We start from the raw sequence: 26,253 nt of genomic DNA, 5'->3' as shown, positions 1-26,253 counted from the left end.
GAGCGGGATGTCGTACGGTGTAGCCGAGGCAGCACGCCCCGGGGCGATCCGATGGGCGCGCACCGACAACTGAATACCGCTCATCCAGAGGGGCAGAGGGAACGGCCCGACGAAGCCCCGGCAACCGGCGTACAGCCCGTCATTCCGCGATCGCGGGATAGCTGACGACCACGGTGCCAATTCCGGCCCGCTTCGGCGGGGCAGATGAGGAAAGGAACCTCGCGATGACCGCAACCCTCGGCACGACCTCCACCACGAAGACCCCGGATCTCGGTCCCGCCGTCGAACTGGTGTCGAAGGAAGAGGGCCACCGGCAGCCGCTCGCCCCGGAATTCGTCTCCGCCGAAGACTTCTCGCCGCTCGAGGTCGCCTACGACTTCGGCCGCGTCCGCCGTGAGGACATCGAGGCCGGCCCCAAGAACATCTGGCGCTACAAGAAGCTCCTTCCGGTTCCGTCCAACGTCGAAGAGATCCCGAACACCGAGCCGGGCGCGACCCGGCTGGTCCGCGCCGACCGCCTCGCCAAGGAACTCGGCCTCAAGCGCGTGTGGGTCAAGGACGACACCGGCAACCCGACGCACTCCTTCAAGGACCGCGTCGTCGCCGTCGCGCTGGCCGCGGCCCGCGAGTTCGGGTTCGAGGTGCTCGCGTGTCCGTCGACCGGCAACCTGGCCAACGCGACGGCCGCCGCCGCGGCCCGCGCCGGCTGGCGGTCGGTCGTGCTGATCCCGAAGACCCTCGAGCGCGCCAAGATCCTCACCACCGCGGTGTACGACGGCGACCTCATCGCCATCGACGGCAACTACGACGACGTCAACCGCCTGGCCACCGAGCTCGCCGGCGAGCACCCGAAGTGGGCGTTCGTCAACGTGAACGTCCGGCCGTACTACTCGGAGGGCTCGAAGACGCTGGCCTTCGAGGTCGCCGAGCAGCTCGGCTGGCGCATCCCGCCGCAGATCGTCGTGCCGATCGCCTCCGGTTCGCAGCTGACCAAGGTGGACAAGGGTTTCCGCGAGCTGGGTCAGCTCGGTCTCGTGGACGCCAGCCCGTACAAGGTGTTCGGCGCGCAGGCCACCGGCTGCTCCCCGGTGTCGGCCGCGTTCCGCGCCGGCCTGGACGTGGTCCAGCCGGTGAAGCCGGACACCATTGCCCGCTCGCTGGCGATCGGCAACCCGGCCGACGGCCCGTACGTGCTCGACATCGTCAACCGCACCGGCGGCGCGATCGAGGACGTGTCCGACGAAGAGGTCGTCGAGGGCATCCGCCTGCTCGCCCGCACCGAAGGCATCTTCACCGAGACGGCGGGCGGGGTCACCGTCGCCACGGCGAAGAAGCTCGTCGAGACGGGCAAGCTGGACCCGGACGCCGAGACGGTCCTGCTGATCACCGGTGACGGCCTCAAGACCCTCGACGCGATCGAGAACCACGTGGGCCCCAAGGCGACCCTGCCGCCGTCGGCCGCGGCCGTGAACGAGGCACTCGGCTACTGAGCTCCCGCGGGGGCGGGCGCTCCGCCCGCCCCCGTTGCTCAGCGGCGTGGCGGCCCACGTGGCTCGCCGCGGCGGGCGATCGCCGTTCCGGTGACCACCGCCGTGTCGCCGTCCAGGTCGGTACGGGTGACGAGCGCACCGAGCGCAGCCAGGGTGTCCATTGTGGACTTGTTCGGGTGCCCGTACGTGTTGCCCGCGCCCACGCTGACCAACGCCACCCGTGGGGCCACCGCCGCGAGGAACGACGGCAGCGAGTACCGCGAGCCGTGGTGCGGCACCTTCAACACCTCCGCTTTCAGATCTCCGACCTCGGCCAGCAGGTCCGCCTGCGCGGCCAGTTCGACGTCACCAGTCAGCAGGACCCGGCCCACCGGGGTTTCCGCGCGCAGCACCACCGAGCTGTTGTTGATCGTGGTGCCGTCCTGCTGCCCGGCCGACCGGGCCGGTACGTACCGCGGACCCAGCACGTCGAGCGCCAGGCCGGGCCAGTCCAGCCGTTCGCCCGGGTTCAGCTCCACCAGCGGCACCGCCTGCCGGGCGGCCTCCGCGGCGACCTGGCGCCAGGCCCACTCCGGTGACCGCCCCGGGCCGACCGCGATCGCGCCGACCGCACGGCCGTCGAAGACCGATGCGAGGCCGCCGATGTGGTCGGCGTGCAGGTGGCTCAGCACCAGCAGCGGGATCCGGTCGACGGCCAGCCGGTGCAGGCACTCGTCGACCGGCCCCGGCTCGGGTCCGGCGTCCACCACGACCGCCCGCCCCGGCTCGGCGGTCGCCAACACGACCGCGTCACCCTGACCGACGTCGCACTCGACCATCGCCCAGTTCCGCGGCGGCCACGCCGGCGCCAGCACCCGGACCGGCACGAACACCAGCAGCGCTCCGACGACGAGTACCGCCATCAGCACCCGCACGCGCCGGTGCCGGGCCGCCGGCACCAGCACACCCAGGACCGCGGCGGCGAGGAGCCCGCCGGCCCACCCACCGGGCCAGGCGACGACCGCGCCCGGGGCCCGCGCGCCGTGCCGGGCCACCGTGATCAGCCACCGGGCCTCCGGGTCGGCCAGGTGCACCAGAACTTTCCCGGCGCCCGGCCACCACGGGCCGGTGACCGTCGCCAGCACGCCGAGCACCGTCGCCGGGGCCACCACGGGCGCGGCGAGGACGTTGGTCAGCACCGAGACCAGGCTCACCGAGCCCGCCATGCCCGCGAGCACCGGCGCCGTCACCAGGAAGGCCGCCAACGGGATCGCCAGCCCTTCCGCGAAGCCCAGTGGGATCCCCCGGCGGACCAGCGCCCCGGCCCAGCGGGGCGCGAGCAGGACCAGCCCGGCGGTGGCGCACACCGACAGCACGAACCCGAAGTCCGTGGCCATCGCCGGATCCGCCACTACCAGCACGCACACCGCGAAGGCCAGCGCCGGCAGCGCTGAACCCCGCCGTCCCAGCGCCAGGGCCAGCAACGCCACGGCCGCCATCACCCCCGCGCGCAGCACGCTCGGCTCCGGGCCGACCAGGACGAGGAACCCGGCCAGGCACGTCCCGGCCGCCGCGGCCGACAGCCGGGGCCCGAGCCGGAGCAGGCGCAGCAGGAGCAGCACCGCCCCGCAGACCACCGCGAGGTTTCCGCCGCTGACCGCGGTGAGGTGCGCAAGGCCCGCGGTGACGAACTCCTGCTCGACGCGCGGGGACAACGCACTTGTGTCGCCCAGCACCAGCCCCGGGAGCAGGCCCGCCGGTTCGTCCGGCAAGGCCTGACACAGGTCGTGCAGGCCCGCGCGCAGTTCGGCCGCCGTCCGCTGCCACCACGGCGCCGGGCCGGGCTCCCCCGGCGGGCCGCGCACCGAAAGCACCGCCACGGTCAGGTCCGACCCACGCGGCGGCATCAGCAGGCCCGTCGCGGTCACCTCCTGGCCCGGCAGCAGCGAGGCCCACGGCGCCACCGGCGCCAGAAGTAGGACGCGGCCGGCCGACGGGACCGGCCGCCCGTCGACCGCCGCCGTGCGCACATCGGCCACCAGCACCACCGAGCGTGCACCGGCCTGCCGGTCGGCGTACCCCGCGCTGCGCACGGGCTTCGGGCGTTCGGCGATGACGACCCGCAACGCCGCCGGCAGCCCTTCGGCTGCGAAGGTGCGAAGCTCGTCACGCTGCGCGTCGCGGATGCGCCAGGCGACCGGACCGGCGGCGAGCAGACCCAGCACCAGCAGCGCCGCCGCCGCGCCGCGGACCCGGGGACGGCCGCGGGCCCGCCAGAGCACCAGCCCGGCGAGCACCGCCGAGGCAAGACCGGCGGCGACCGCCGTCCACCAGCCGAGCAGCAGGCCGGCCAACGCCGCCAGCCAGCACGCCGATGCCGCCGGGACCAGCCGCATGTCCTGCCGGGTATCGGTGATGGGGAAGGTACTCATCCGGCCGTCACCTGCTCCCGCAACCGGGCGAACCCGCTCCCGCCGACAACACCCAGCCGGACACCGGCCACGAAAAAGGCGCTCACCCGGCCGTCACCTGCTCCCGCAACCGGGCGAACTTGCTCTCGCCGATGCCATCGACGTCCCGCAGCTGCTCGACCTTCGAGAAACCGCCGTGGTCGGTGCGCCACTGGACGATCCGCTTGGCCATCACCTCGCCGACGCCGGGCAGCGTGTCCAGCTGGTCCACGGTCGCCGTGTTGAGATCGACCTTCCCACCGCCCGCCGGGGCGCCGGGATCCGTGGCGGGCGCCGGGATGCCGACCGCGAGCTGCTCTCCGTCGGCCACCTTGCGGGCGAGGTTCAGCGCACCGAGATCCGCGCCCGGCTCGGCGCCGCCGGCCGCTCGCAGCACGTCCGCTACCCGGGCGCCCTGGGGCACGGTGACCAGGCCCGGCGACCGGACACGACCGATCACACTGACGACGAGACCGGCCTGTGGCGCGGCACGTGCCTCCGCCGCCCGTTTTTCGCCGGGCTGCGCGCTGGGCAGCGCGGGCGGTGGCTCGGGCGCCGGACGGCCACCGACGAGCGCGACCGAGCCGAGGACGATCACCACGACCGCCGCGAGGACGCCGGCCAGTGCCCACCGGCGGCGGCCGGCACCGGCCGGTCCGCCCGGCAACCAGCGCCGGATCAGCCGGCCGCCGGGCCCGACCGTGCTCGCATCGGGCGAGAGCTGGTCGGCCAGCCAGGCGAGCCGGTCGTTGACGGGAGGGCCCGGATCCCGGGCGGACTGCTCGAACACACGATCGACGTTAGGGCCCGCGGGGAGGGTCCGACAGGGGTGCCGCCGCGTCCTGTGGACAACCGGGGTGTTGTGGACGGATCACCGGGGCCGGGCCCGGGAACCGCCGTTTCCGTCGTACCCGGGTGGCATGCTGGAAGGTTCGGCGCGCTAGCTCCGGGACGGGACCGTGCGCTGGACGACCACGCCCAGCACCCCGGGGCCGGTGTGCGCCCCGATCACCGCGCCCAGCTCGGAAACCACGCAGCCCGCCGAGCGCGGCACGGCCTCTTCGAGCCGGTTCGCCAGCTCGACCGCCCGTTCCGGCGAGGCGAGGTGGTGGACGGCCAGTTCGACGTCGTCCTCGGCCGCCGCCTGGGCGGCCAGCTCGACCAGCCGCGCGATCGCCCGGTTCATGGTGCGGACCTTCTCCAGCGGCAGGATCCGGCCGTCGAACATGTGCAGCACCGGCTTCACCGCCAGCGCGGTCCCGAGCAGCGCCGCCGCCGGGCCGATCCGGCCACCGCGGCGCAGGTGCTCCAGGGTTTCCACGACGAACAACGTCGACGAGCAGCCGGCCGCCGTCACCGCGGCGGCTTCGACCTCGGCCGCCCCAGCCCCGGCGGAGGCAGCGGAAGCGGCGTGCAGCGCGGCGAACCCGAGTCCCATCGCCGTGGTCCGCGAGTCGACGACGCGGACCCGGTCCGGCCCCACTTCCTGCGCCGCGAGCACCGCCGCTTCCCAGGTACCCGACAGCTCGCGCGAGAGGTGCACCGACACGATCGCGTCCGCGCCGTCGGCGAACGCCGCCCGGTACTCCTTCACGAACTCGGTCGGGGTCGGCCGCGACGTCGTGACGATCTTGCGCTGCTTCATCGCTTCGGCGACCGCCGCCGGTCCGGTCTCGACGCCGTCGAGGGAAACCACGCCGTCGACCAGCACGTGCAGCGGCACCACCCGGACCGCGTGCCGTTCGGCGAAGCCCTCCGGCAGGTGGGCGGTGGAATCCGTGACTACGGCGACCGACACGCCGTCAGCCTACGTGGCCGGGGGTCAGCTCCGGCGCCATCAACACGGACATCGCCTCGCCCACCGCGGCGTGCCCCTGCCAGCCCCAATGCATGCCGTCCGGGTTGCCTTCACCGTTCAGGACGTGCTCGCCGACCACGGCTTCGAGGTCCAGCAACGGAACCCCCACCCGCGTACTCCACGCCGCCATCGCGGCCGCCGCGGCGGGACGCGCGGTGTGCACGTTCCCGTAGGCCGCGGCCCGGTGCACCGACGGCAGCATGCCGAAGATCGGCAGCTCGGGCCGCAGGACGCGCAGCGCACCCACGGCGGTGTCGAGGTACTGCACGGTGAGCTTGGCCGGCAGCACCGCGGGACGGCCGCGCAACGCCACCGCCAGCCGCGGCTGCGCGGCGAGGTACGCCTTGCGCACCACGCGCCGCACCGGGTCGGGCCGCAGGTACCGCAGCCCGGTGCGCAAGTAGGTCGGCAACGGCGAGGGCAGCGTGTCCATGCTGCCGATCGCGAACACGACCGCGTCGACGTGGTGCAGATCGGCCCAGACGCGCGGGTCGCCGGTCAGCGACCACCAGGCGTCCCGGGCGTTCCAGCCGATCCCGGCGACCAGGTCGGCGGTGCCGCCCAACGCGGCAGCGGCCACATTGGGCCACAGCCGCGGCTCGTCCGCGGCGCAGGGTCCCTCCGGACCGTGAAAGCTCAGCGAATCGCCGAACACCAGCAGGCGCGGGCCCATCGGCTAGCCGTGCATCCCCGCGTTGTAGGCGTGCAGCCGCCACTTCCCGTCGCGGCGGCCCAGCTCGACCCAGTGGCAGTTCGAGATCCCGCCGAGCGACGGCCAGTCCTCGACCGGCAGGTTCAGCAGCCGCGCGGTGAGCGCGATGATCAGCCCGCCGTGCGCGGCCAGCAGCACGGTCTCGCCCGCAGCGGAGTTGGCCTGCTGCAGGTCGGTGACCACTTCGCTCGCGCGGTCGGCGACGTCGACGCGGCTCTCGCCGCCCGGCGGCGCCCAGGTCGCGTCGGTGCGCCAGCGGTCGCGCTCACCGGGGTAGGCCTGGTCGACCTGCTCACCGGTGAGTCCCTGCCACTCGCCCAGGTGCGTCTCGCGCAGCCGCTTGTCGATGCGCAGCGGGACGCCGATGGCGTCGGTGAGCACGGTGGCGGTGTCGGTGGCCCGGCGCAGGTCGGAGGCGATGACGAGGTCCGGGGAGAAGCGGGCCAGCGCGGGCACCGCGAACCGGGCCTGGTTCCAGCCGCGCGGGGTCAGCGCCGAGTCGAGGTGACCCTGCATCCGTCCGGCGGCGTTGTAGTCCGTCTCGCCGTGACGCCAGAGCACCAGCCGCCGCGGGCTCACGGGACGTCCGGGTCCTCGTCGGCGGGTGGCTCCTCGAGTCCGGCCACCTCGATGCGAGGGCAGTCCTTCCACAGCCGCTCGAGGCCGTAGAACGTGCGCTCTTCGACGTGCTGGACGTGCACGACGACGTCGACGTAGTCGAGCAGTACCCAGCGCCCTTCGCGGGCGCCTTCGCGGCGGACCGGCTTGTGGCCGTTCTCCCGCAGTTTTTCCTCGACGTTGTCGACGATCGCGCCGACCAGGCGCTCGTTGGACGCGGAGGCGATGACGAAGGCGTCGGTGATGACGAGCTGTTCGGACACGTCCAGCACGACGACGTCGCTGGCCTTCTTGTCCGCCGCCGCGTGGGCGGCCGCTACGGCCAGCTCTCGAGCCTCGGACGTGGCTGCCACGGTGCTCCTTTTTCAGATCGGGTTTGCCCGAGAAGGGTACCCGCAGGGACCGGCGGCGGTTCAGTCGCTCTTCCGGTACAGGTCTTTCTTGGCGATGTAGCGGACGACGCCGTCGGGGACGAGGTACCAAACCGGCTCCCCGCGCTCGACCCGATCGCGGCAGCCGGTGGACGAAATGGCCATCGCGGTGACCTCGACGAGGCTCACCTTGCCGCTGGGCAGGTGGTGCGAGTTGAGCCGGTAGCCGGGCCGCGTGACGCCGATGAAGTGCGCGAAGTCGAACAGCTCGTCGGCCTTGTGCCAGGTCAGGATCTGCTCGAGCGCGTCGGCGCCGGTGATGAAGAACAGCTCGTCTTCGGGGTGCTCGGCGTGCAGATCGCGCAGGGTGTCGACGGTGTAGGTCTGGCCGGCGCGGTCGATGTCCACGCGGCTGACGGAGAAGACCGGGTTGGACGCGGTCGCGATCACCGTCATGAGGTAGCGGTCCTCGGCCCTGGTCACCTCGCGGTCGGTCTTCTGCCACGGCTGCCCGGTGGGGACGAAGATCACTTCGTCGAGCCCGAACCGGGACTGGACCTCGCTGGCCGCGACGAGGTGGCCGTGGTGCACGGGGTCGAAGGTGCCGCCCATGACCCCGATCCGCCGTGGTGACATGACCGGAGAGCCTATACAGCCGCGCACCGCGAAGCCGGGTGCTGTGCGCCACCTCGCCCGACCGGGCAGAAGTGTGATTCGGATCACATTACGGGCCGTATTCGTCGCGAACGGTCCGTTCGCGACGCCGCCGATTCCCGGTCTGTCGGTGCCATGGGGTAGACGTGGGGACGTGGACACGACCAGCACCACCTCAGCACTCCGCGACCGCGCCGAGACTCTCCTCCGGGCTCTGGCCGGCGACTCGGCGAAGCTGCGCGAAGACCAGTGGACGGCCATCGAAGCCCTGGTCGCGCAGCGACGCCGGGCGCTGGTGGTGCAGCGCACGGGGTGGGGCAAGTCGGCGGTGTACTTCCTGGCCACGGCGTTGCTGCGGGAACAGGGCAGCGGTCCGACGGTCATCGTCTCGCCGCTGCTGGCGCTGATGCGCAACCAGATCTCGGCGGCGGCGCGGGCCGGGATCCAGGCGGCGACCATGAACTCCGCGAACCCGCAGGAGTGGGACCAGGTCCAGGCCTCGGTCGCGGCCGGCGAGGTGGACGTCCTGCTGGTCAGCCCCGAACGGCTGAACAACCCGGACTTCCGCGACAACGTACTGCCGAAGCTGACCGCGAGCACCGGGTTGCTGGTGGTGGACGAGGCGCACTGCATCTCGGACTGGGGGCACGACTTCCGGCCGGACTACCGGCGGCTGCGCACCCTGCTGGGCGACCTGCCCGAAGGGGTGCCGGTGCTGGCGACCACCGCGACCGCGAACGACCGTGTGGTCACCGACGTCGCCGAGCAGCTGGGCCTCGGCAGCGGCGCGGGCACGCTGGTGCTGCGCGGCAGCCTCGACCGGGAAAGCCTGCGGCTGTCGGTGTGCCGGCTGCCGACGTCGCAGGCGCGGCTGGCCTGGCTCGCGGAGCACCTGGCCGAGCTGCCCGGGTCCGGGATCATCTACACGCTGACCGTCGCGGCGGCGCACGACGTCGCATCGCTGCTGAAGGACCGCGGATATCCGGTGGCGGCCTACACTGGCAAGACCGACCCGGCCGACCGGCAGGCGGCCGAAGACGACCTGCTCGGCAACCGGGTCAAGGCGCTGGTCGCGACGTCCGCGCTGGGCATGGGGTTCGACAAGCCGGACCTCGGGTTCGTCGTGCACCTCGGCGCGCCGTCGTCGCCGATCGCCTACTACCAGCAGGTCGGCCGCGCCGGGCGTGGCGTGGAGCGCGCCGAGGTCGTGCTGCTGCCCGGCGAAGAGGACAAGGCGATCTGGGCGTACTTCGGTTCGCTGGCCTTCCCTGACGAACTGCGGGTGACGCAGGTGCTGAACACGCTCGCGTACGCCAACCGTCCACTGTCGACGGCCGCGCTCGAGCCGTCGGTGGAGCTTTCCCGGTCACGGCTGGAGATGGTGCTCAAGGTGCTGGACGTCGACGGCGCGGTCCGGCGCGTCAAGGGCGGCTGGGAGAGCACGGGCGAAGACTGGCAATACGACCGCGGGCGTTACCAGCGGGTCGCACAGGCACGCGACCGCGAGCAACAGGCGATGATCGGCTACCTCGCGACCGGGGACTGCCGGATGGAGTACCTGCGGCGCCAGCTCGACGATCCGGAGGCGGTGCCCTGCGGGCGGTGCGACAACTGCACCGGGAAGTACTGGGACACGACGGTGGCCGACGAGGTCGTCGACGCGACCCGGGAACGCCTGCAGCGGCCCGGCGTCGAGGTCACGCCGCGGAAGCAGTGGCCCACCGGGATGTCCTCTTTGGACGTTCCGGTCTCCGGCCGGATCTCGGCCGACGACCAGGCCGAGCCGGGCCAGGTACTCGGGCGGCTCACCGACGTCGGCTGGGGCAACCGGCTGCGGGAGCTCGTCGGTCCGGGCGCCCAGGACGCCGACGTGCCGGACTCGGTGTTCAAGGCCTGCGTCCAGGTGCTCGCCGGGTGGCAGTGGGCGGAGCGGCCGGTGGCGGTGGTCGCGGTGCCGTCGTCCACGCGGCCGCGGCTCGTCTACAGCTTGGCGACCCGGCTGGCCGACATCGGCAAGCTGGAATTCCTCGGGGCGCTCGACGCGGACGGCCCGCCACCACGCCAGGCGAACAGCGCGCAGCGGCTGGCGGACCTGTGGCGGCGGCTGACCATGCCGGCCGACCTCGCGGCGGCGTTGCCGTCCGGGCCGGTCCTGCTGGTGGACGACGTCATCGACACCGGCTGGACGATGACGCTCGCCGCCCGGCTGCTGCGGCGGGCCGGGGCGCCGGCGGTGCTGCCCTTCGCTCTGGCCAGCACGGCCTGAGGGGAAGGAGCGGAAGGGAGGGCACGTACTCGGACGGACGACACGCGTACCCAGGCGGACGACGCGCGTACCGGGAGGGTCGGCTCGCTGGTGAACGACCTGAGCGGACGGTGGGGATCTTTCGCACTGCGAAGGAATGTGGCAAAGTCCCGTTCCACCTTCGGGTGACGTGGAGGCTGCCATGACCGAGTCCGCCGTCCAGGCGTCCCAGCGCCACCGGCTGCCGGTGCGCAAGCTGTTCGCCGCGAGCGCCGGCAATGCGCTGGAGTGGTTCGACTGGACGATCTACGCGACGTTCAGCATCTACTTCGCCAGCGCGTTCTTCCCCGCCGGGAACGACACGCTCGCGCTGATCAACACCTTCGCCACCTACGCGCTGGCGTTCTTCTTCCGGCCGCTCGGCGGTGTCCTGCTCGGGCGCTTCGCCGACACCCGGGGCCGGAAGCCCGCCATGATCCTCACCATCCTGCTCATGGCCGGCGGCTCGGTGGCGATCGGCCTGCTGCCGACGTTCACGCAGGTCGGCTGGCTCGCGCCGATCCTGCTGCTGCTCGCGCGCATCGCCCAGGGCCTGTCGCTCGGCGGCGAGGTGTCGAACGCGTCGGCCTACCTCGGCGAGATCGCGCCACCGGAGCGTCGCGGCCGGTACTCGGCGTTCTTCTACATCTCGACCGGTTCAGCGGTGCTCGTCGCGACCGTGCTCGGCTTCGTCCTCGCCCGTGCGTTGGACAAGGCCCAGCTCGCGTCGTGGGGCTGGCGGCTGCCGTTCCTGCTGGGCGGCGTCTTCGGCCTGGTCGGGCTGTGGCTGCGCCGCAGCCTCGCCGAAACCGAACTGTTCGAGCAGACGAAGGCCAAGGCGCGGAAACTCGAGCGGCCGCTGCTGACCACGTTGACCCACCACCCGAAGGCTGTCGGCAGGCTCGTCGGCTTCACGATGCTGTCGACCCTTTGCTACTACACGTTCTTCAGCGCGCTTACGTCCTTCGCGGTGAAGAACCGGCACGCCGACGCCGACGCCGTCTTCCTCGCCCTTTCGGTCGGCACGGCGTTGTTCATCGCGCTGCAGTACCCGCTCGGGGCATTGTCGGACCGGTTCGGGCGGAAGCCGCAGCTGCTCGTCTGGTCCGGGGCGACCGCGGTCGCCGTCGTGCCGCTGTCCACTTTGATCGGTCCGGGGGTCGGCGGGCTGCTCGTGGTGTTCTGCGTCGGGCTCGGGCTGTACACGGCGATGACGTCGATCGCGCCGGCCATCATGAGCGAGCTGTTCCCCACCGAACTGCGCGGGCTGGGCATCGGGGCCTGGTACAACCTGACCGTCGCGATCTTCGGCGGCACCGCTCCCCTGCTCATCACCCTGTTCGGTGCCGTGTCGCCGACGCTCTACTTCTGGTACGTCGCCGTGGGCGCCGCGATCGCGTTCGCGGTGATCCTGACGCTGCCGGAGACCAAGGGCAGCGAGCTGCGGTAAACCCTTCGTCATCGGCCGGTCACGCTCGTTACGCTGCGGGCTCCGTGACCGGGCCGAAGGAGGGACACCGTGCAGACCGCCGACGTTACCGAAGAGCTGGCGCGCCGCGTGGTGACCGCCGCCGGCCGGGCTTTGCAGGTCGAGCTGACGCCGGAGCAGGCGCTGATCCAGGCGTCGCCGCGCGAAGGTGTCGACTACCAGGCCAACCTCGCGATGAGTCTGGGCAAGCGGCTCGGCCGCCCGCCGCGCGAGGTCGCCGGGCTGATCGCCGGAGCGCTGGACCTCGACGGGATCGCCGATCCGCCCGAGGTCGCCGGGCCGGGATTCCTGAACTTCGTCCTGCGCGGGGAATGGCTCGAGGCGCGCGCCGGCGCGCTGCTCGGCGATCCGCGTCTCGGCGTGCCGGAAAACACGGCGCCCCGGCGGATCGCACTCGACTACAGCAGCCCGAACGTGGCCAAGGAAATGCACGTCGGGCACCTGCGCTCGTCGGTGATCGGCGACGCGCTCGCCCGCCTGCTGCGGTTCGCCGGGCACGAAGTGTTGCCGCACAACCACCTCGGTGACTGGGGCACGCCGTTCGGCATGCTCATCGAGCACCTCCTCGACGTCTCCGCCGGGCAACGCGCGATCGCCGACCTCGACGCCTTCTACCGCGAAGCGCGCCAGAAGTTCGATAGCGACGAAGCGTTTGCGACGCGGGCACGCAACCGCGTCGTCAAGTTGCAGAGCGGCGACGAAGACACCCTCGCCGTCTGGCAGGAGCTCGTCGACGAGTCGACCCGGCATTTCAACGAGGTCTACGCGCTGCTCGGGATTTCCTTGACGGACCGGGACATCTACGGCGAGAGCTTCTACAACCCGTACCTCGCCACGGTCGTCGACGACCTCGAAGAGGCCGGCCTGACCGAAGTCAGCGACGGCGCGATCTGCGTGTTCCCCGAAGGGTTCCGCAACCGCGAGGGCGACCGGCTGCCGCTGATCGTCCGCAAGCGCGACGGCGGCTACGGGTACGCCGCCACGGACCTGGCGACCGTCCGGTACTGGACGGCCGAGCGTGGTGCCACCGATCTGCTCTACGTCGTCGGGACGCCGCAGGCGCAGCACTTCGCGATGCTGTTCGCCACCTGCCGCGCCGCGGGCTGGCTGACCGGGCACGCCGAGCACGTCGGCTTCGGCACGGTGCTGGGCGCGGACGGCAAGGCCATGCGGACCCGGGCCGGCGAGACCGTCAAGCTGGCCGACCTGCTCACCGAAGCCGTGGCGCAAGCCGCCGCGGTCGTCGCCGAGCGCAGTGAGCTCGATGCGGCGGGACAGGCGGAAGTCGCCCGGGCGGTGGGCATCGGGGCGGTCAAGTACGCGGACCTGTCCGGCGACCGGGAACGCGACTACGTCTTCGCCTGGGACCGGATGCTGGCCAAGGAGGGCAACACCTCGGTGTACCTCCAGTACGCGCACGCGCGGACGCAGTCGATCCTCAGGAAGGCGGGCGGCTTGCCCGACGGCACGCAGGTGCGGCTCGAAGCATCGGCGGAACGCGCGCTGGCGCTGAAGCTGCTCAGGTTCGGCGAAGCACTGAAGGCGGCGACGGGCGGCTACACGCCACACAAGCTCTGCACGTACCTGTACGAGACTGCGGTCGCTTTCTCGCGGTTCTTCGAGGAATGCCCGGTCCTGAAGGCGTCTTCGCCGGAGTTGCGCGCGTCCCGGCTGCGGTTGACTGCGTTGACGTCCCGGACACTTGCGCTCGGGCTCTCGCTGCTCGGCATCGAAGCGCCCGAACGGCTCTAGCGGGCCGCCAGCAGCGTCACCAGTTCGTCCGCCAGACCGCGGTCGATCGGTTCGCGCGTCGCGAGGAGCCGGTACCAGAGCGTGCCGAACACGACGTCGATTACCGTGCCGGACTGCACGCCGGCCGGGAGTTCGCCGCGCTCGCGGGCGCGGTCGACGACCGTGCCGAGGGCTTCACGGCGGCGGTGGAGGAAGTCTTCGCGGAAACGGCTGCCGAAGTCCGGGTCGATCTGCGCCTGGGCCATCAGCGCCCGGAGCGTGTCCGCGACCGGGGACTTCCCGCCCAGCTCGAACGTGCTGCCCAGGAAGCGGGCCAGGTCGGCGCGGAACGACCCCGTGTCGGGGACGGGGATCTGCAGGTCCGCCTTCGTCGCGAGCGCGTCGAGCAGGACGTCGGCCTTCGACGGCCACCAGCGGTAGATCGTCTGCTTGCCGACGCCGGAGCGCGCGGCGATGCCTTCGATGGTCAGTGCGCCGTAGCCGGCCTCCGCCACCAGTTCGAGCGTGGCGGCGAGGATCGCCCGCCGGCTCTGCTCACTGCGCTTGCGGCCGGGGCGGGACTGGTCGGTCATGGGATCCGATGGTAGCGTCGGTTTCGAAACGAGACGTACCGGTTCGAAATGGGGAACAAGCATGAGCATCGCTCTCGTGGCCGGCGGCACCTCGGGCATCGGCCTGGCGACCGCGCGACGGCTGCAGCAACGGGGATACGACGTCCACGTCACCGGGCGCGGCAAGGAACGCCTCGACGACGTCGCGGCGACCGACCCGCGGCTGACCGGACACCAGGCCGACGGCGGCGACGCCGCGGCGATGGCCGCGCTGGCCGAGTCGCTCGGAACGGTCGACGTGCTGGTCGTGAGCCTGTCCGGCACCGAAGGCATGGGGCCGATCGCCGAGCTGGACCTGGCGATGCTGCGGCGGGCCTTCGACGCGAAGTTCTGGGCGCACCTGACCACGGTCCAGGCGGTGCTGCCGCACCTGGCCGCGGACGGATCGATCACGCTGCTCAGCGCGATCACGGCCCGGGCGGCCATGGCCGGCACCGCCGGGATCGGCGCGCTGAACGCGGCGATCGAAGCGCTGGTCAAACCGCTGGCGGTCGAGCTGGCGCCGCGGCGGGTGAACGCCGTGTCGCCGGGAGTGGTCGACACGGCGTGGTGGAACGGCTTCCCGGAGGAGATGCGGGCGGGATTCTTCGCCCAGACGGCAGCTTCGATCCCGGCCCGCCGCGTGGCGACGGCGGACGACGTGGCCGAGGTCGTGACGCTGGCGGCGACGAACCCCAACCTGACCGGCACGGTCCTGGAGGCCGACGGCGGAGCCCGGTTGGTCTCCCTGGGCTGAGGAGCGCCGGCACTTTCACGTGAAAGTGCCGGGCCCGGCGGGGGCCCGGCCAAGCACGCGTGATGTCCGGCCGAACACCGGTGATGCCCGGGGGAACACGGGTGATGCCTTGGGGTGGTGCGGAGCTAGTGGCGGAGGGGGACGAGGTCGTCGGCGTGGACTACCTCGCGGCGGTGCTCGGCCGGGAGTTCGTGCGTTGAACGACCGATCAGCTCCGGGAGCTCCGTCGCGTCGAACGCCACCACTCCGCGGGCCACCGCCCGGTCCTTCGCATCCACCAGGTCCACCACGTCGCCGGCCTGGAAGTCGCCGTCAACGCCCGTTATGCCCGCCGCCAGCAAGGACCTGCGGCGGCGGACCACCGCCGTCACCGCGCCGTCGTCCAGGCGGAGCTTGCCCGTCGTGTCCGCCGCGTAGCCCAGCCAGAAGCGGCGGGCCGACAGGCGGGTGTCCGCCGGGGCGAACGCCGTGCCCGGCGACGCCGTCGTCAGGGCCGCCGAGGCCTCCGAGGCCGCCGCGAGCAGCACCGGGATGCCCGCACCCGCCGCCGTGCGGGCCGCCGCGAGCTTGGACACCATGCCGCCCGTGCCCAGGCCCGAGCTGGACATGCCGACCGAGATTCCGTCCACATCGGACTCCGACAGGACCTCCGTCAGCTTGCGGGTCGCGCCCTCGCGGGGGTCGCCGTCGTACAGTCCGTCCACATCGGACAGCAGGAGCAGGGCGTCGGCGCCGATCAGGTGGGCCACCAGCGCCGCCAGGCGGTCGTTGTCGCCGAAGCGGATTTCTTCGGTCGCCACCGTGTCGTTCTCGTTGACGACCGGGACCGCGCCGAGCGCCAGCAGCCGCGAAAACGTCCGCTGCGCGTTGCGGTAGTGCGAGCGGCGGACGACGTCGTCGGACGTGAGCAGCACCTGCCCGACCGTCAGCGAGTAGCGCCCGAACGACTCGGCGTACGCATGCGCCAGCGCCAGCTGGCCCACGCTCGCCGCCGCCTGCTGCGTCGCGAGATCGTGAGGGCGCTTACCCAGCGAAAGGGGGGCCAGGCCGGCCCCGATCGCGCCGGAGGACACCAGCACGATCTGGGTCTCCCGGGCGACCCGTTCGGCGATCGCGTCGACCAGCGCGTCCAGCCGGGCCACGTCGAGCCCGCTGCCCGCGGTGGTCAGCGCCGACGACCCGACCTTGACGACCAGCCGCCGCGCGGCGGCAATGGCTTCGCGCGTGCCGCTCACTCGTCGACGTCCAGGTCGTCCTCCAGCTCGTCCGAGCCCGCCCGCCGGACCCGGCGGGCTTCCTTGCGCTCGGCCGCGCCGAGCCGGTCGACGCGCTCCAGCCGGACGTCGGTGCCGCGCCCGGACAGGTGCATCGCGACGCTCGGCGTCGACGGCTCCCACTCGAACTGGACGTCGCCGACCGTGACCGGGGTCCCGGGCCGCGCGCCGAGCTTCGCCAGCGTGTCCTCCACGCCGAGGCGGTTGAGCCGGTCGGCGAGGTAGCCGACGGCCTCGTCGTTGCTGAAGTCGGTCTGGCGGATCCACCGCTCCGGCCGCGCGCCGCGGACGATGAACGCGCCCTCTTCCTCCGGATCGGGCTCGACGGTGAAGCCGGAGTCGTCGACGGCGAGGGGCCGCAGCACGATCTTCTCCGGCTCCAGCACCGGCTGCGCCTCGCGGTACTGGTCGACGATCGCGCCGAGCGCGAAAGTCAGCTCCCGCAAGCCCTTGCGGGACGCCGTCGAAACCGCGAACACCCGGAGACCGCGGGCCTCCAGGTCCGGGCGGACGAACTCGGCGAGCTCGGCGGCCTCCGGAACGTCGATCTTGTTGAGGACGACCACTCGCGGCCGCTCTTCGAGCTTCCCGCCGAGACTCGGCGTGTACTTCGCGAGTTCCGCTTCCAGAGCGTCCACATCGGACAGCGGGTCGCGGCCGGGCTCCAGCGTCGCGCAGTCGACGACGTGCACCAGCACCGCGCAGCGCTCGATGTGGCGGAGGAAGTCCAGGCCCAGGCCCTTGCCCTCGGAGGCGCCGGGGATGAGGCCGGGCACGTCGGCCATCGTGAACACCGTGTCGCCGCCGGTGATGACGCCGAGGTTCGGCACCAGCGTGGTGAACGGGTAGTCGGCGATCTTCGGCTTGGCCGCGGACAGCACCGAGATCAGCGACGACTTGCCGGCGGACGGGAAACCCACGAGGCCGACGTCGGCGACCGACCGCAGCTCCAGCACGAGGTTGCGGCTCTCACCCGGCTCGCCCAGCAGCGCGAACCCGGGTGCCCTGCGGGCCTTCGACGACAGCGCGGCGTTGCCGAGCCCGCCGCGGCCGCCTTGGGCGGCGACGAACGTGGTGCCGGGGCCGATCAGGTCGGCCACCATTTCGCCGTCTTCGGTGAACACGACGGTGCCGGACGGCACCTTCATCACCAGCGTCTCCCCCGCCGCGCCCGCGCGGTTGCCGCCCTGGCCCATTTTGCCGTTGCCGGCCTTGGCGTGCGGGCGGAAGTGGAAGTCGAGCAGGGTGTGCACGTTGGGGTCGACGACCAGCAGGACGTCGCCGCCGTTGCCGCCGTTGCCGCCGTCCGGACCGCCGAGGGGCTTGAACTTCTCGCGGTGCACCGAGGCGCAGCCGTTGCCCCCGTCACCGGCGGTCAGGTGGATGACCGCGCGGTCCACGAACCGGGACGCCATGACTTTGCCTCTTCCTCTAAAACAAAAATGGCGCGGCCCACGCTGGGTCTGCCAGCGGCCGCACCGTGGGGGTCCGGGGGCTCGGCCCCCGGGTCAGCACATGGAACGGGCGACGTGGTCCGCGTATTCCGCGGACACACGTCGCCCCAAAGATCGACCGTTACGCTTCGACCGGCACGACGATGTTGACCGTCTTGCGGCCGCGCTTCTCACCGAACTGGACCGCACCGGCGGCCAGGGCGAACAGCGTGTCGTCGCCGCCACGGCCGACGTTGACGCCGGGGTGGAACTTGGTGCCGCGCTGGCGGATCAGGATCTCGCCCGCGTTGACTTCCTGGCCGCCGTAGCGCTTGACGCCGAGGCGCTGCGCGTTCGAGTCACGACCGTTGCGGGAGCTGGACGCACCCTTCTTGTGAGCCATAGCTCAATCCTCTTTCTGAATGAAGATCCGGAGAAGCCCTTAGAGGGAGATGGCGGTGACCTCGACGCGGGTCAGCTTCTGCCGGTGACCCTGGCGCTTGTGGTAGCCCGTCTTGTTCTTGAACTTGTGGATCCGGATCTTCGGACCCTTGGTCTGCTCGACGACCTTGCCGGTGACCGAGACCTTCGCCAACGCGTCGGCGTCCGTGGTGACCTCGCCACCGTCCACGAACAGCACGGCGGGGAGGATGTGCTCGGTGCCCGGCTCGCCCTCGAGCTTCTCGACCTCGACGACGTCGCCGACGGCCACCTTGTACTGCTTGCCGCCGGTCTTGACGATCGCGTACGCCGACACGGAAGTCTCCTGCATTACTCGACAATGGGTGGGGGCTCCGCACGATCGGCCCACCTGAGGAAAAGGCGGTCCTGGACTCGCGCAGACAACCTGCTCTGGTGGCAGGCCGTACTACAGGTTACGTGGGGTGCCCCGGTGCGTTACCACCGGGGTCCCCCTAGTTGTTCACTTGCTCTGGTCGGAGGCGTGCACCGGCGGGCCCGCCGGCCGCGACGCCGCCCGGCGCGGACGGCGCCGGGTGGAGCGCACGGCCGGTTCGGGCACGCTGACCTCGGCCTCCGCGGCCTCCGCGGACCCGGTGACCGGCTCTTCCGCCGGTTCCGGAGCCGAGGACTGCTCGACCTCGGGCTCGTCGTCCTGCGGCACCGGTACTTCGTCCGCCTCGGTGGTCACCGGGGTGCCGGCGACCTCCTGAGCGGGCTCCACGGGCGGCTCGGCCGCCACCGGCAACTCGTCCGCTTCCGTGGTCGCCGGGACGCCCGCGACCTCCCTGGCCGGCTCCGGGACGGGCCCGTTGCCGTTCAAGGCGCCGTGGTCGTGTTCCTTGGCGGCCTTGGCGGCGTTCGCCACCGCCGCCACCGCCGACGCGATCGACTCGCGCTGCTCCGGCGTCGGGACGGCGTGCACCTCCGCCTTGGCGGCGGCCTCCGCCTCGGCCTTGGCGGCCTCTTCGCCCTTGCCGCGGCCCCGCGACCGGCGGGAGCTCTTCTCCTGGCCACCGGTGCCACTGTTGCCACCGGTGCCACTGTTGCCGCTGTTGCCGCTGGTGCCACTGTTGCCGTTGCCGCCGCCGTGGGACGACGAGCCGCCGCCGGTGCGCTGCAGCTCGGTCGAGACGACCACGCCCCGGCCCTTGCAGTGCTCGCACGGCGTCGAGAACGCCTCCAGCAGGCCCGTGCCGATCTTCTTGCGGGTCATCTGCACCAGGCCGAGCGAGGTGACCTCGGCGACCTGGTGGCGCGTGCGGTCGCGGCCGAGGCATTCGGTGAGGCGGCGCAGCACCAGCTCGCGGTTGGACTCGAGCACCATGTCGATGAAGTCGATCACGATGATGCCGCCGATGTCCCGCAGCCGGAGCTGGCGGACGATCTCCTCCGCCGACTCCAGGTTGTTGCGGGTCACCGTCTCCTCGAGGTTGCCACCCGAACCGGTGAACTTGCCGGTGTTGACGTCGATCACCGTCATCGCCTCGGTGCGGTCGATGACCAGGTAACCGCCCGACGGCAGCCAGACCTTCCGGTCGAGGGCCTTGGTGATCTGCTCGTCGATCCGGTGGTCGGCGAACACGTCACCGGTGCCGGTGTAGCGCTTGACCCGCTCGGTCAGCTCCGGCGCGACGTGCCGGACGTAGTCGTTGATGGTCTCCCACGACCGGTTGCCCTGGATCTCCAGCTTGGTGAAGTCCTCGGTGAACAGGTCACGCACGACCTTGACCAGCAGGTCCGGCTCTTCGTAGAGCATGGTCGGCGCGCCGCCCTTCTTGCCGGAACCGGCGGCGACCTTCTCCTTGATGACGTCCCACTGGGCCTTCAGCCGGTCGACGTCGCGGCCCAGCTCCTCCTCGCCGATGCCCTCGGAGGCGGTGCGGATGATGACGCCCGCGTCCTCCGGGACGATCCGCTTGAGGATGTCCTTGAGCCGGCGGCGCTCGTTCTCCGGCAGCTTGCGGGAGATGCCGGTGGCACCGCCCGCGGGCACGTAGACGAGGAAGCGGCCGGGCAGCGAGATCTGCGTGGTCAGCCGGGCGCCCTTGTGCCCGATCGGGTCCTTGGTCACCTGGACCAGCACCGAGTCGCCGGTCGAGAGCGCCTGCTCGATCTTGCGGGCCTTGCCCTCCAGGCCGGCGGCGTCCCAGTCGACCTCGCCGGCGTAGAGCACGGCGTTGCGGCCGCGGCCGATGTCGATGAACGCGGCCTCCATGCTCGGCAGCACGTTCTGGACGCGGCCGAGGTAGACGTTGCCGACGATGGAGCCGGACCCCGACTGGGTCACGAAGTGCTCGACGAGGACGCCGTCCTCGAGCACCGCGATCTGGGTGGAGTCGCCGTGCTCCGCGACGACCATCGTGCGCGCGACCGACTCGCGCCGGGCCAGGAACTCGGCCTCGGACAGGATCGGGGCGCGGCGGCGGCCCGCTTCGCGGCCGTCACGGCGGCGCTGGCGCTTGGCCTCGAGCCGGGTCGAACCGCGGACGCTGCGCACCTCGTCGCGCGCCGGACGCTCGGCCCGCTCGGCCGGCTCGGCCCGCTCGGCCTTGGCCTGGCGGACGTGCGTGACCGTGTTCGGCGGGTCGTCGGTGCCGGTGGCCTCGGCGTCTTCGCCGTCCGAGCCCTTGCGGCGGCGACGGCGGCGACGGCGCCTGGTGCCGCCCTCGCCGTCGGAGTCGGCATCGGCGTCGGTGTCGCCGTCGGTCTCCGCGACGGCGTCCTCGGCCTCTTCGGTCTCCGCTTCCGGCTTTTCGTCCCCGTTGCGGCGCTTGCGGCGCGGCTGCTCCTCGGCCTGGTCGTCCTCGTTCTCGGCGATCTCGTCGCCGCCATCGGCGCCCTTGCCCCGGCCGCGGCCACGACGGCCCCGGCGGCGGCGACGGCGGCTGCCGGCGTCGTCACCGTCGTCATCGGAGTCGATGCCCGGTGTGGTGTCTTCGGTCTCTTCCTCGGCCACCTCGGGCTCGGGCCGCGACGGCGGCTCCGCGAAGGGGTCGGCCGGCTTGCGGGCCGGCTTGGCCGCGCGTTCCGGCGGCTCCGGCGGCAGGAAGACCGGCGACGGCGCGGCGAACACCGGCAGGTGCGCGCGGGTCTTCTGCCGCGGCCGCGGCTTCTCGGCCTCGGCGGCCGGCACCTCGGGCACCTCGGGCACCGGCGGGGGAACGGCCGCACGGGCCTCCTGAGGCGCCGCCGGCTCGGCCTGCTCGGCGGGTGCGTCACCGGCGTCAGCGGCGTCAGCGGTCTCGCCGGGCGCGAAGGCCTCGGCCACCTTGAGCGCCACTTCCCTGGTCACGCTCGACTGCGCGCTGCGCACGGTTTCGCCCAGCTCGGTCAGCTTCGCGAGGACGTCCCGGCTGTGCGACTCGAGCAGCTTGGCCAGCGCGTGCACCCGGATCCGGGCGGGCAGGTCGGCCAGCGGGCCGCCCGTGGGTGTGGCGGGATTCCCGCCGGTCTGCTCGGCGGGTGTTTCCGCGTTCGACATGTGTCTCCTCCGCCCCCGGGCGCGTCTGCCGGTTCGCACCGGCAGGGACGCGGCCGCGCAGGGGCCCCTTTCTGTTCGTTCCGCCGTGGTGGTCACCAGCGGCGGGAATCCTGGCCCGACGACCGGGCGCCGCACCACCGCTTCCGATGGGACGCAACCCGGCCAAAGGTCTGCTCGGCGGCGTGCGTAGAGCTCTCGCGGCCCCCGGACCGCCCGCCACGTCGTCCAGCCGCCCGGTTCACGGGCGGCGACGCGCGTCGGGGGAGTCCCTGCACATCACCGGGCCACAACGCCGCAGGCAGCACCTCTCACGTGCGCCCCGCGGCCCAGCGGCCACCCCGAGTATCCCACACCGGGTGACCGCGCCGGTGTACTCGGTACCTCCCGCAGGCATCCGGGCGCGCCGCGAGGTCCACCGGCCGGGGGAACTTGGCCACAGCGCTTGTCCCCCGGGCAGGGGGTGGCTACGGTGCGGCTCGGGGTGACCGGGATCTCGCGCGCCGGCACCCGCGGTTCCTGCATTCGGTGGGAGGTCCGGTGTCCCTGCTGGCGCGGCCGCTACGGGCGGCCGTGTGCACCGTCCTGCTGCTTTCGGGATGCGTCACCGCCGGTCCCGCGGTGGCAGGCGAGTCCGGTTGCGCCCACGGCCGGGCCCTGCGCTACGTCGTCACCTTCGACCGCGGCACCACCGAGGCCGCGGCCCGCTCGGAGATCGGCGGCGCCTGCGGTACGACCACCGTCTACTACCCCCAGATCGCCGTCGCGGTCGCCACCTCCGGCGACCCGGGCTTCGGCGGGCGGATCGGGCTCGACCGGACCTTCAGCGCCCAGGCCGAGCGGCTGGCCGCGCAGCGCGCCACCGAGGTCAAGCCGCAGCCCGCGCGGGCGACGCTGCCCGTGACCGATCCCACGAAAGTGCCCACCGCGGACCTGAGCGGGCGGCAGTGGGACATGCGGATGATCGACACGGGCCGGGCGCGCGGCCGTCCGAGCCGCTCGGATAGCTCGGACAGGCGCCGCGACGTCGTCGTCGGCGTGCTCGACTCCGGGATCGACCCGGACCACCCGGACCTGAGCGACGCCCTCGACCGCACCGACTCCGCCGGCTGCCTGACCGGCGCCCCCGACCGGTCGCCGTCGGCCTGGGCGCCGACGACGTCGGTGCACGGCACGCACGTGGCGGGGATCATCGCGGCGGCCGATGACGGGCGCGGCGTGACGGGAGTGGCCCCCGGGGTGCGCGTGGCGTCGGTGAAGGTGATCGACGACCGCGGCTACGCCGACCCCGAAGCCGCGGTGTGCGGCCTGATGTGGGCTGCCTCACGGCACATGCGGCTGACGAACAGCAGCTTCTTCGTCAACCCGTGGACGCTGTCGTGCATCCGCGGCAACGACCGCGGGGTGGTGCACGAGGTGCTGGCCCGCGCGGTCGAGTACAGCACGTCGGCGGGCACGCTGAACGTCGCGGCGGCGACCAACGAGGCCGTCGACCTGACGCCGTCGGCGCGCTCCGGCTCCCCCGGGGCGGGCACCGGCTGCGAGGCGCTGCCGGCCGGGCTGCGGGACGTCGTCGCCGTGTCCGCCGTCGGCGCCGACCGGGTGAAGGCGGGCTACAGCTCGTACGGGCTGGGCGTGATCGACATCACGGCGCCCGGCGGGGAGACCGGCGAGTGCGTGCTGTCGACGGTGCCGGGCGGATACGCGCCGCTGTGCGGGACGTCGATGGCCGCACCGCACGTCACCGGCGTGCTGGCGCTGCTGGCGTCCGCCGCCGACGAGGCCAAGCCGCGGCAGCTGCGCCGCACACTCGAGGCGCAGGCGATGCCGATGCCGTGCCCGGCCGACTACGACCTCACCGGAGACGGGCTCCAGGACGCCTACTGCGCGGGCTACGAGGGCTACAACGGGTTCTACGGGCACGGCATGGTGGCCGCGCCGGCGGCCGGCCCGGCCCAGCGCGGCCGGCCCGATCCGGCCCGGTGACGCCCGGCGTCACGTCAGGAGCAGTTTCGCGATCCGGCGCGTCGAGGCCCACAAGCCCACCGCGCCCAGGACCAGCAGGTACGCCAGGTTGATCAGCATGCCGCCGGACAGCAGGCCCGTGGCCAGGCCGCGCATCAGCTCGATCGCGTGGTACAGCGGGAGGCAGCGGACCACCCACTGCAGCGGCTCCGGGTACACCGACAGCGGGTAGAACGTCGTCGCGAAGAGGAGCATCGGCGTCAGGCCCAGCTGGATGTAGTCGAACTGGGAAGTCGAGCGCAGGAACGTCACCAGCGCCATGCCGATCGCCGAGAACGCCAGGCCGACCAGCAGCGCCGCCGGGAGCATCAGCAACGCCCACCACGACGCCAGCAGCCCCATCGCCGTCGCGATCGCGAGGAACGCCACCGCGTAGATGCCGCCGCGCGTGATCGCCCAGCCGATCTCGCCCAAGGCCACGTCCAGCGGGCCGATCGGGGTGGCCAGCATCGCGTCGTACAGCTTCGCGTAGCGCAGCTTGAAGAACAGGTTGTACGTCGATTCGAACACGGCGCCGTTCATCGCCGACGTCGCCAGCAGCGCCGGCGCCACGAACGCGACGTAGCTCATCGGGTGCCCGCCGGGGCCGGTCACCTCGGTGACCAGCTTGCCGAACCCCAGCTGGAACGCCAGCAGGTAGAGGAACGGCTCGACCGCGCCGGACAGGAAGATCAGCCAGCTGCCGCGGTACACCATGACCGAGCGCTCGACGAGCATGCGGGCGCGGCCCGCGTACAGCCCGGGCGGGAGGATGCGCAGCAACAGCCCGGTACGGGCTTCGACGGTCGTCATTCAGACCACCAGCCTTCGGTGGAAGGCCCGGTGCGCGAGCACCCACCCGGCCGCGAACAACGCCGCCAGCACGGCGAAGTGACCGAGCATCGCCCAGCCGCCGACCCCGCCGATGCTCACGCCGCGGGCCAGCTGCGTGCCGTGCCACAGCGGCGAGAGCCACGCCAGCCAGCGGATCGCGCCCGGCAGCTGGGCGATCGGGAAGAACGTGCCGGAGAACAACGTCATCGGCATCACGACGAAGCGGAAGATCAGCCCGAAGCGCTGGCCCTCGTCGAAGGTCCGGGCCGCCAGCGCGGCCATCGGCGTGGTGCAGGCGAGCCCGGTGACGGTGCCGGCCAGGACCACCAGCAGCACGCCCGGCCCGGTCCAGGCACCGAAGAACAGCGCGACGAACGCGTAGATCGCGCCCGCCAGCGTCAGCCGCATGGCCGACCAGATCAGGTGGCCGCCGAACACCTGGCCCGGCGACACGGGGGTGGCCGTGACCGCCAGGTAGTCCTTCTGCCACTTGAACCCGGACAGCACCGGGTAGCTCGACTCGCCGACCGCCTGCTGCGCGGCACCCGCGGCGAGCAGCGCGGGCGCGATGTACTGCAGGTACGACAGTCCGCCGGTGACCGTGCCCGGCCGCACCTGCGAGCCGAAGCCGAGGCCCATCGCGGCGAGGAAGAGCACCGGCTGGAGCCCGGTGGAGTACAAAGTGGACAGCCAGTGGCGGCGGTACCAGGTCCAGTGGCCCTCGACGCGCAGCCAGGCGCCGTGCCACTTGCCGACCACGCGGCCGGTCGAGATCGTCGCCATCAGTCCACCAACGTCCGGCCGGTGAGGCGGAGGAACACGTCCTCCAGGGAACTGCGGCGCACCAGGCTCGACAACGGCCGCACCCCGCGGGAATGCGCGTGCTCCAGCGCGTCTTCGCCGTCGTCGCTGTAGAGCAGGACCCGGTCCGGCAGGATCTCCACCCGCTCCGCCAGCCCTTCGACCTGCTGGGCCGCCGCGACCTGCCCACCCGGCGCGAACCGGAGCTCGACCACCTCGCGCGTCGAATACCGCCGGATCAGCTCGGCCGGCGAACCCTCCGCCGCGATGCGGCCGTGGTCCATCACCACCAGCCTGTCGCACAGCTGCTCGGCTTCGTCCATGTAGTGCGTCGTGACGATCAGCGTCGTGCCCTGGGCCTTGAGCCGGAACAGACGGTCCCACAGCAGGTGGCGGGCCTGCGGGTCGAGCCCGGTCGTCGGCTCGTCGAGCAGCAGCAGCTCCGGGTCGTTGACCAGCGAGCGGGCGATCGTCAGCCGCCGCTTCATGCCGCCCGACAGCGGATCGACCTTGTCGTCGGCCCGATCACCCAGCTGGGCGAACTCCAGCAACTCCGCAGCCTTGCGCCGCGCCGCCGCCCGGGACAGCCCGAAGTAGCGGCCGTAGATCAGCAGGTTCTCCCGGACCGTCAGCTCGACGTCCAGGTTGTCCTGCTGCGGCACCACGCCGAGGCGCGCGCGGATCCGCGGCCCGGCGGCCTCCGGGTCGAGACCCAGCACGCGGAGGTCGCCGTCGGTGCGGGGCGACACGCACGCGATCATCCGCATGGTCGACGACTTGCCGGCGCCGTTCGGGCCGAGGAAGCCGAACGCCTCCCCACGCCGCACCTCGACGTCGATCCCGCGCACGGCCTCGAACTCGCCGAAACGCTTCACCAGGGCCTTGGCCTGCACCAGTACCGGTTCCCGGTCCTCCGATTCGTCCACGCTTCGCACCATAGGACCCGCCACCGACAAAAACCGA

22 protein-coding genes and 1 riboswitch are annotated in these 26,253 nt (G+C 72.3%); of the genes, 6 read left to right on the top strand and 16 right to left on the bottom strand.

Going from position 1 to position 26,253, the window contains the following annotated elements; all coding sequences use genetic code 11:
* Positions 1–77: 77 nt before the first annotated feature.
* Positions 78–211: riboswitch (SAM riboswitch) on the top strand.
* Between the two features lie 13 nt (positions 212–224).
* Complete coding sequence (gene thrC, locus AB0M80_RS14990; protein ID WP_364564115.1) at positions 225–1,490, top strand: threonine synthase; 1,266 nt, start codon at positions 225–227, stop codon at positions 1,488–1,490.
* 38 nt (positions 1,491–1,528) lie between these two features.
* Here thrC and AB0M80_RS14985 read toward each other — a convergent pair whose 3' ends face one another.
* From AB0M80_RS14985 to nadD, 7 genes are all read right to left on the bottom strand, one after another.
* On the bottom strand, positions 1,529–3,901 hold the full coding sequence (locus AB0M80_RS14985) for a ComEC/Rec2 family competence protein (protein WP_364564112.1): 2,373 nt from the start codon (positions 3,899–3,901) through the stop codon (positions 1,529–1,531).
* 82 nt (positions 3,902–3,983) lie between these two features.
* Entirely contained in the window at positions 3,984–4,709 is a 726-nt protein-coding gene (locus AB0M80_RS14980) for a ComEA family DNA-binding protein (RefSeq protein ID WP_364564109.1), read from the bottom strand.
* A gap of 150 nt (positions 4,710–4,859) precedes the next feature.
* On the bottom strand, positions 4,860–5,717 hold the full coding sequence (locus AB0M80_RS14975) for a DegV family protein (RefSeq protein WP_364564106.1): 858 nt from the start codon (positions 5,715–5,717) through the stop codon (positions 4,860–4,862).
* A gap of 4 nt (positions 5,718–5,721) precedes the next feature.
* Entirely contained in the window at positions 5,722–6,450 is a 729-nt protein-coding gene (octT, locus tag AB0M80_RS14970) for a diglucosylglycerate octanoyltransferase (RefSeq protein ID WP_364564103.1), read from the bottom strand.
* A 3-nt stretch (positions 6,451–6,453) separates the two neighbouring features.
* A complete protein-coding gene (locus tag AB0M80_RS14965; RefSeq protein ID WP_364564101.1) occupies positions 6,454–7,068 on the bottom strand; it encodes a histidine phosphatase family protein in 615 nt (204 codons plus the stop codon).
* Complete coding sequence (gene rsfS / locus AB0M80_RS14960; protein ID WP_086848852.1) at positions 7,065–7,460, bottom strand: ribosome silencing factor; 396 nt, start codon at positions 7,458–7,460, stop codon at positions 7,065–7,067. Before rsfS ends, AB0M80_RS14965 begins: the two co-directional genes overlap by 4 nt.
* 60 nt (positions 7,461–7,520) lie before the next feature.
* Positions 7,521–8,114: a nicotinate-nucleotide adenylyltransferase gene (gene nadD / locus AB0M80_RS14955; protein ID WP_364564098.1), complete on the bottom strand. Its 594-nt coding sequence runs from the start codon at positions 8,112–8,114 to the stop codon at positions 7,521–7,523.
* 172 nt (positions 8,115–8,286) lie between these two features.
* Here nadD and AB0M80_RS14950 point away from each other — a divergent pair, with 172 nt between their 5' ends.
* The 3 genes from AB0M80_RS14950 to argS all read left to right on the top strand — a co-directional run bounded on the left by AB0M80_RS14950 (position 8,287) and on the right by argS (position 13,657).
* Positions 8,287–10,398 carry a RecQ family ATP-dependent DNA helicase gene (locus tag AB0M80_RS14950; RefSeq protein ID WP_364564095.1) on the top strand — a complete coding sequence of 704 codons (2,112 nt, stop codon included), beginning with the start codon at positions 8,287–8,289 and terminating at the stop codon, positions 10,396–10,398.
* Positions 10,399–10,579: 181 nt separating this feature from the next.
* A complete protein-coding gene (locus AB0M80_RS14945) occupies positions 10,580–11,866 on the top strand; it encodes an MFS transporter (protein WP_364564092.1) in 1,287 nt (428 codons plus the stop codon).
* Positions 11,867–11,935: 69 nt separating this feature from the next.
* Complete coding sequence (argS, locus tag AB0M80_RS14940) at positions 11,936–13,657, top strand: arginine--tRNA ligase (protein WP_364564090.1); 1,722 nt, start codon at positions 11,936–11,938, stop codon at positions 13,655–13,657.
* Here argS and AB0M80_RS14935 read toward each other — a convergent pair.
* Positions 13,654–14,229, bottom strand: a complete 576-nt coding sequence (locus AB0M80_RS14935) for a TetR/AcrR family transcriptional regulator (protein WP_364564087.1) — start codon at positions 14,227–14,229, stop codon at positions 13,654–13,656. The genes argS and AB0M80_RS14935 overlap by 4 nt on opposite strands.
* 61 nt (positions 14,230–14,290) lie before the next feature.
* On the opposite strand from AB0M80_RS14935, the gene AB0M80_RS14930 reads away from it, so the two are divergent.
* Positions 14,291–15,004, top strand: a complete 714-nt coding sequence (locus AB0M80_RS14930) for an SDR family oxidoreductase (RefSeq protein WP_364564085.1) — start codon at positions 14,291–14,293, stop codon at positions 15,002–15,004.
* Between the two features lie 125 nt (positions 15,005–15,129).
* Here the strand turns inward: AB0M80_RS14930 and proB are convergent, their stop codons facing one another.
* From proB to AB0M80_RS14905, 5 genes are all read right to left on the bottom strand, one after another.
* On the bottom strand, positions 15,130–16,239 hold the full coding sequence (proB, locus tag AB0M80_RS14925; RefSeq protein ID WP_364564083.1) for a glutamate 5-kinase: 1,110 nt from the start codon (positions 16,237–16,239) through the stop codon (positions 15,130–15,132).
* Complete coding sequence (gene obgE, locus AB0M80_RS14920) at positions 16,236–17,693, bottom strand: GTPase ObgE (protein WP_364564081.1); 1,458 nt, start codon at positions 17,691–17,693, stop codon at positions 16,236–16,238. The genes proB and obgE overlap by 4 nt, the downstream gene beginning before the upstream one ends.
* A 160-nt stretch (positions 17,694–17,853) precedes the next feature.
* Positions 17,854–18,114 (bottom strand): 50S ribosomal protein L27, encoded by a 261-nt coding sequence (gene rpmA / locus AB0M80_RS14915; RefSeq protein WP_103343431.1) that lies wholly within the window; start codon positions 18,112–18,114, stop codon positions 17,854–17,856.
* A gap of 39 nt (positions 18,115–18,153) precedes the next feature.
* Positions 18,154–18,468 (bottom strand): 50S ribosomal protein L21, encoded by a 315-nt coding sequence (rplU, locus tag AB0M80_RS14910; RefSeq protein ID WP_364564772.1) that lies wholly within the window; start codon positions 18,466–18,468, stop codon positions 18,154–18,156.
* Positions 18,469–18,633: 165 nt separating this feature from the next.
* Positions 18,634–21,654, bottom strand: coding sequence for a translation initiation factor IF-2 N-terminal domain-containing protein (locus AB0M80_RS14905; RefSeq protein WP_364564077.1), 3,021 nt, complete (start codon positions 21,652–21,654; stop codon positions 18,634–18,636).
* A 537-nt stretch (positions 21,655–22,191) separates the two neighbouring features.
* Between AB0M80_RS14905 and AB0M80_RS14900 the strand changes: the two genes are divergently transcribed.
* Entirely contained in the window at positions 22,192–23,637 is a 1,446-nt protein-coding gene (locus AB0M80_RS14900; protein WP_364564075.1) for a S8 family serine peptidase, read from the top strand.
* Between the two features lie 9 nt (positions 23,638–23,646).
* Here the strand turns inward: AB0M80_RS14900 and AB0M80_RS14895 are convergent, their stop codons facing one another.
* Genes AB0M80_RS14895 through AB0M80_RS14885 form a run of 3 tightly spaced genes read right to left on the bottom strand, consistent with a single transcriptional unit; the run spans position 23,647 to position 26,228 of the window.
* Positions 23,647–24,468, bottom strand: a complete 822-nt coding sequence (locus AB0M80_RS14895) for an ABC transporter permease (protein ID WP_364564073.1) — start codon at positions 24,466–24,468, stop codon at positions 23,647–23,649.
* Entirely contained in the window at positions 24,469–25,272 is an 804-nt protein-coding gene (locus AB0M80_RS14890) for an ABC transporter permease (RefSeq protein WP_364564070.1), read from the bottom strand.
* Positions 25,272–26,228, bottom strand: a complete 957-nt coding sequence (locus tag AB0M80_RS14885) for an ABC transporter ATP-binding protein (RefSeq protein ID WP_364564068.1) — start codon at positions 26,226–26,228, stop codon at positions 25,272–25,274. The genes AB0M80_RS14890 and AB0M80_RS14885 overlap by 1 nt, the downstream gene beginning before the upstream one ends.
* Positions 26,229–26,253: the final 25 nt, after the last annotated feature.

The sequence above is a fragment of the Amycolatopsis sp. NPDC051045 genome, assembly GCF_040682955.1.
Lineage (GTDB): Bacteria > Actinomycetota > Actinomycetes > Mycobacteriales > Pseudonocardiaceae > Amycolatopsis.
Note: the sequence above shows the minus strand (reverse complement) of the source record. Positions and strands in the feature narration are given on the sequence as shown.

Coding starts and splice junctions, on each gene's coding strand:
- thrC (WP_364564115.1), top strand. CDS start 225: ATGACCGCAACCCTCGGCACGACCTCCACCACGAAGACCCCGGATCTC.
- AB0M80_RS14985 (WP_364564112.1), bottom strand. CDS start 3,901: ATGAGTACCTTCCCCATCACCGATACCCGGCAGGACATGCGGCTGGTC.
- octT (WP_364564103.1), bottom strand. CDS start 6,450: ATGGGCCCGCGCCTGCTGGTGTTCGGCGATTCGCTGAGCTTTCACGGT.
- nadD (WP_364564098.1), bottom strand. CDS start 8,114: ATGTCACCACGGCGGATCGGGGTCATGGGCGGCACCTTCGACCCCGTG.
- AB0M80_RS14945 (WP_364564092.1), top strand. CDS start 10,580: ATGACCGAGTCCGCCGTCCAGGCGTCCCAGCGCCACCGGCTGCCGGTG.
- AB0M80_RS14935 (WP_364564087.1), bottom strand. CDS start 14,229: ATGACCGACCAGTCCCGCCCCGGCCGCAAGCGCAGTGAGCAGAGCCGG.
- AB0M80_RS14930 (WP_364564085.1), top strand. CDS start 14,291: ATGAGCATCGCTCTCGTGGCCGGCGGCACCTCGGGCATCGGCCTGGCG.
- obgE (WP_364564081.1), bottom strand. CDS start 17,693: ATGGCGTCCCGGTTCGTGGACCGCGCGGTCATCCACCTGACCGCCGGT.
- rpmA (WP_103343431.1), bottom strand. CDS start 18,114: ATGGCTCACAAGAAGGGTGCGTCCAGCTCCCGCAACGGTCGTGACTCG.
- AB0M80_RS14905 (WP_364564077.1), bottom strand. CDS start 21,654: ATGTCGAACGCGGAAACACCCGCCGAGCAGACCGGCGGGAATCCCGCC.
- AB0M80_RS14895 (WP_364564073.1), bottom strand. CDS start 24,468: ATGACGACCGTCGAAGCCCGTACCGGGCTGTTGCTGCGCATCCTCCCG.
- AB0M80_RS14890 (WP_364564070.1), bottom strand. CDS start 25,272: ATGGCGACGATCTCGACCGGCCGCGTGGTCGGCAAGTGGCACGGCGCC.
- AB0M80_RS14885 (WP_364564068.1), bottom strand. CDS start 26,228: ATGGTGCGAAGCGTGGACGAATCGGAGGACCGGGAACCGGTACTGGTG.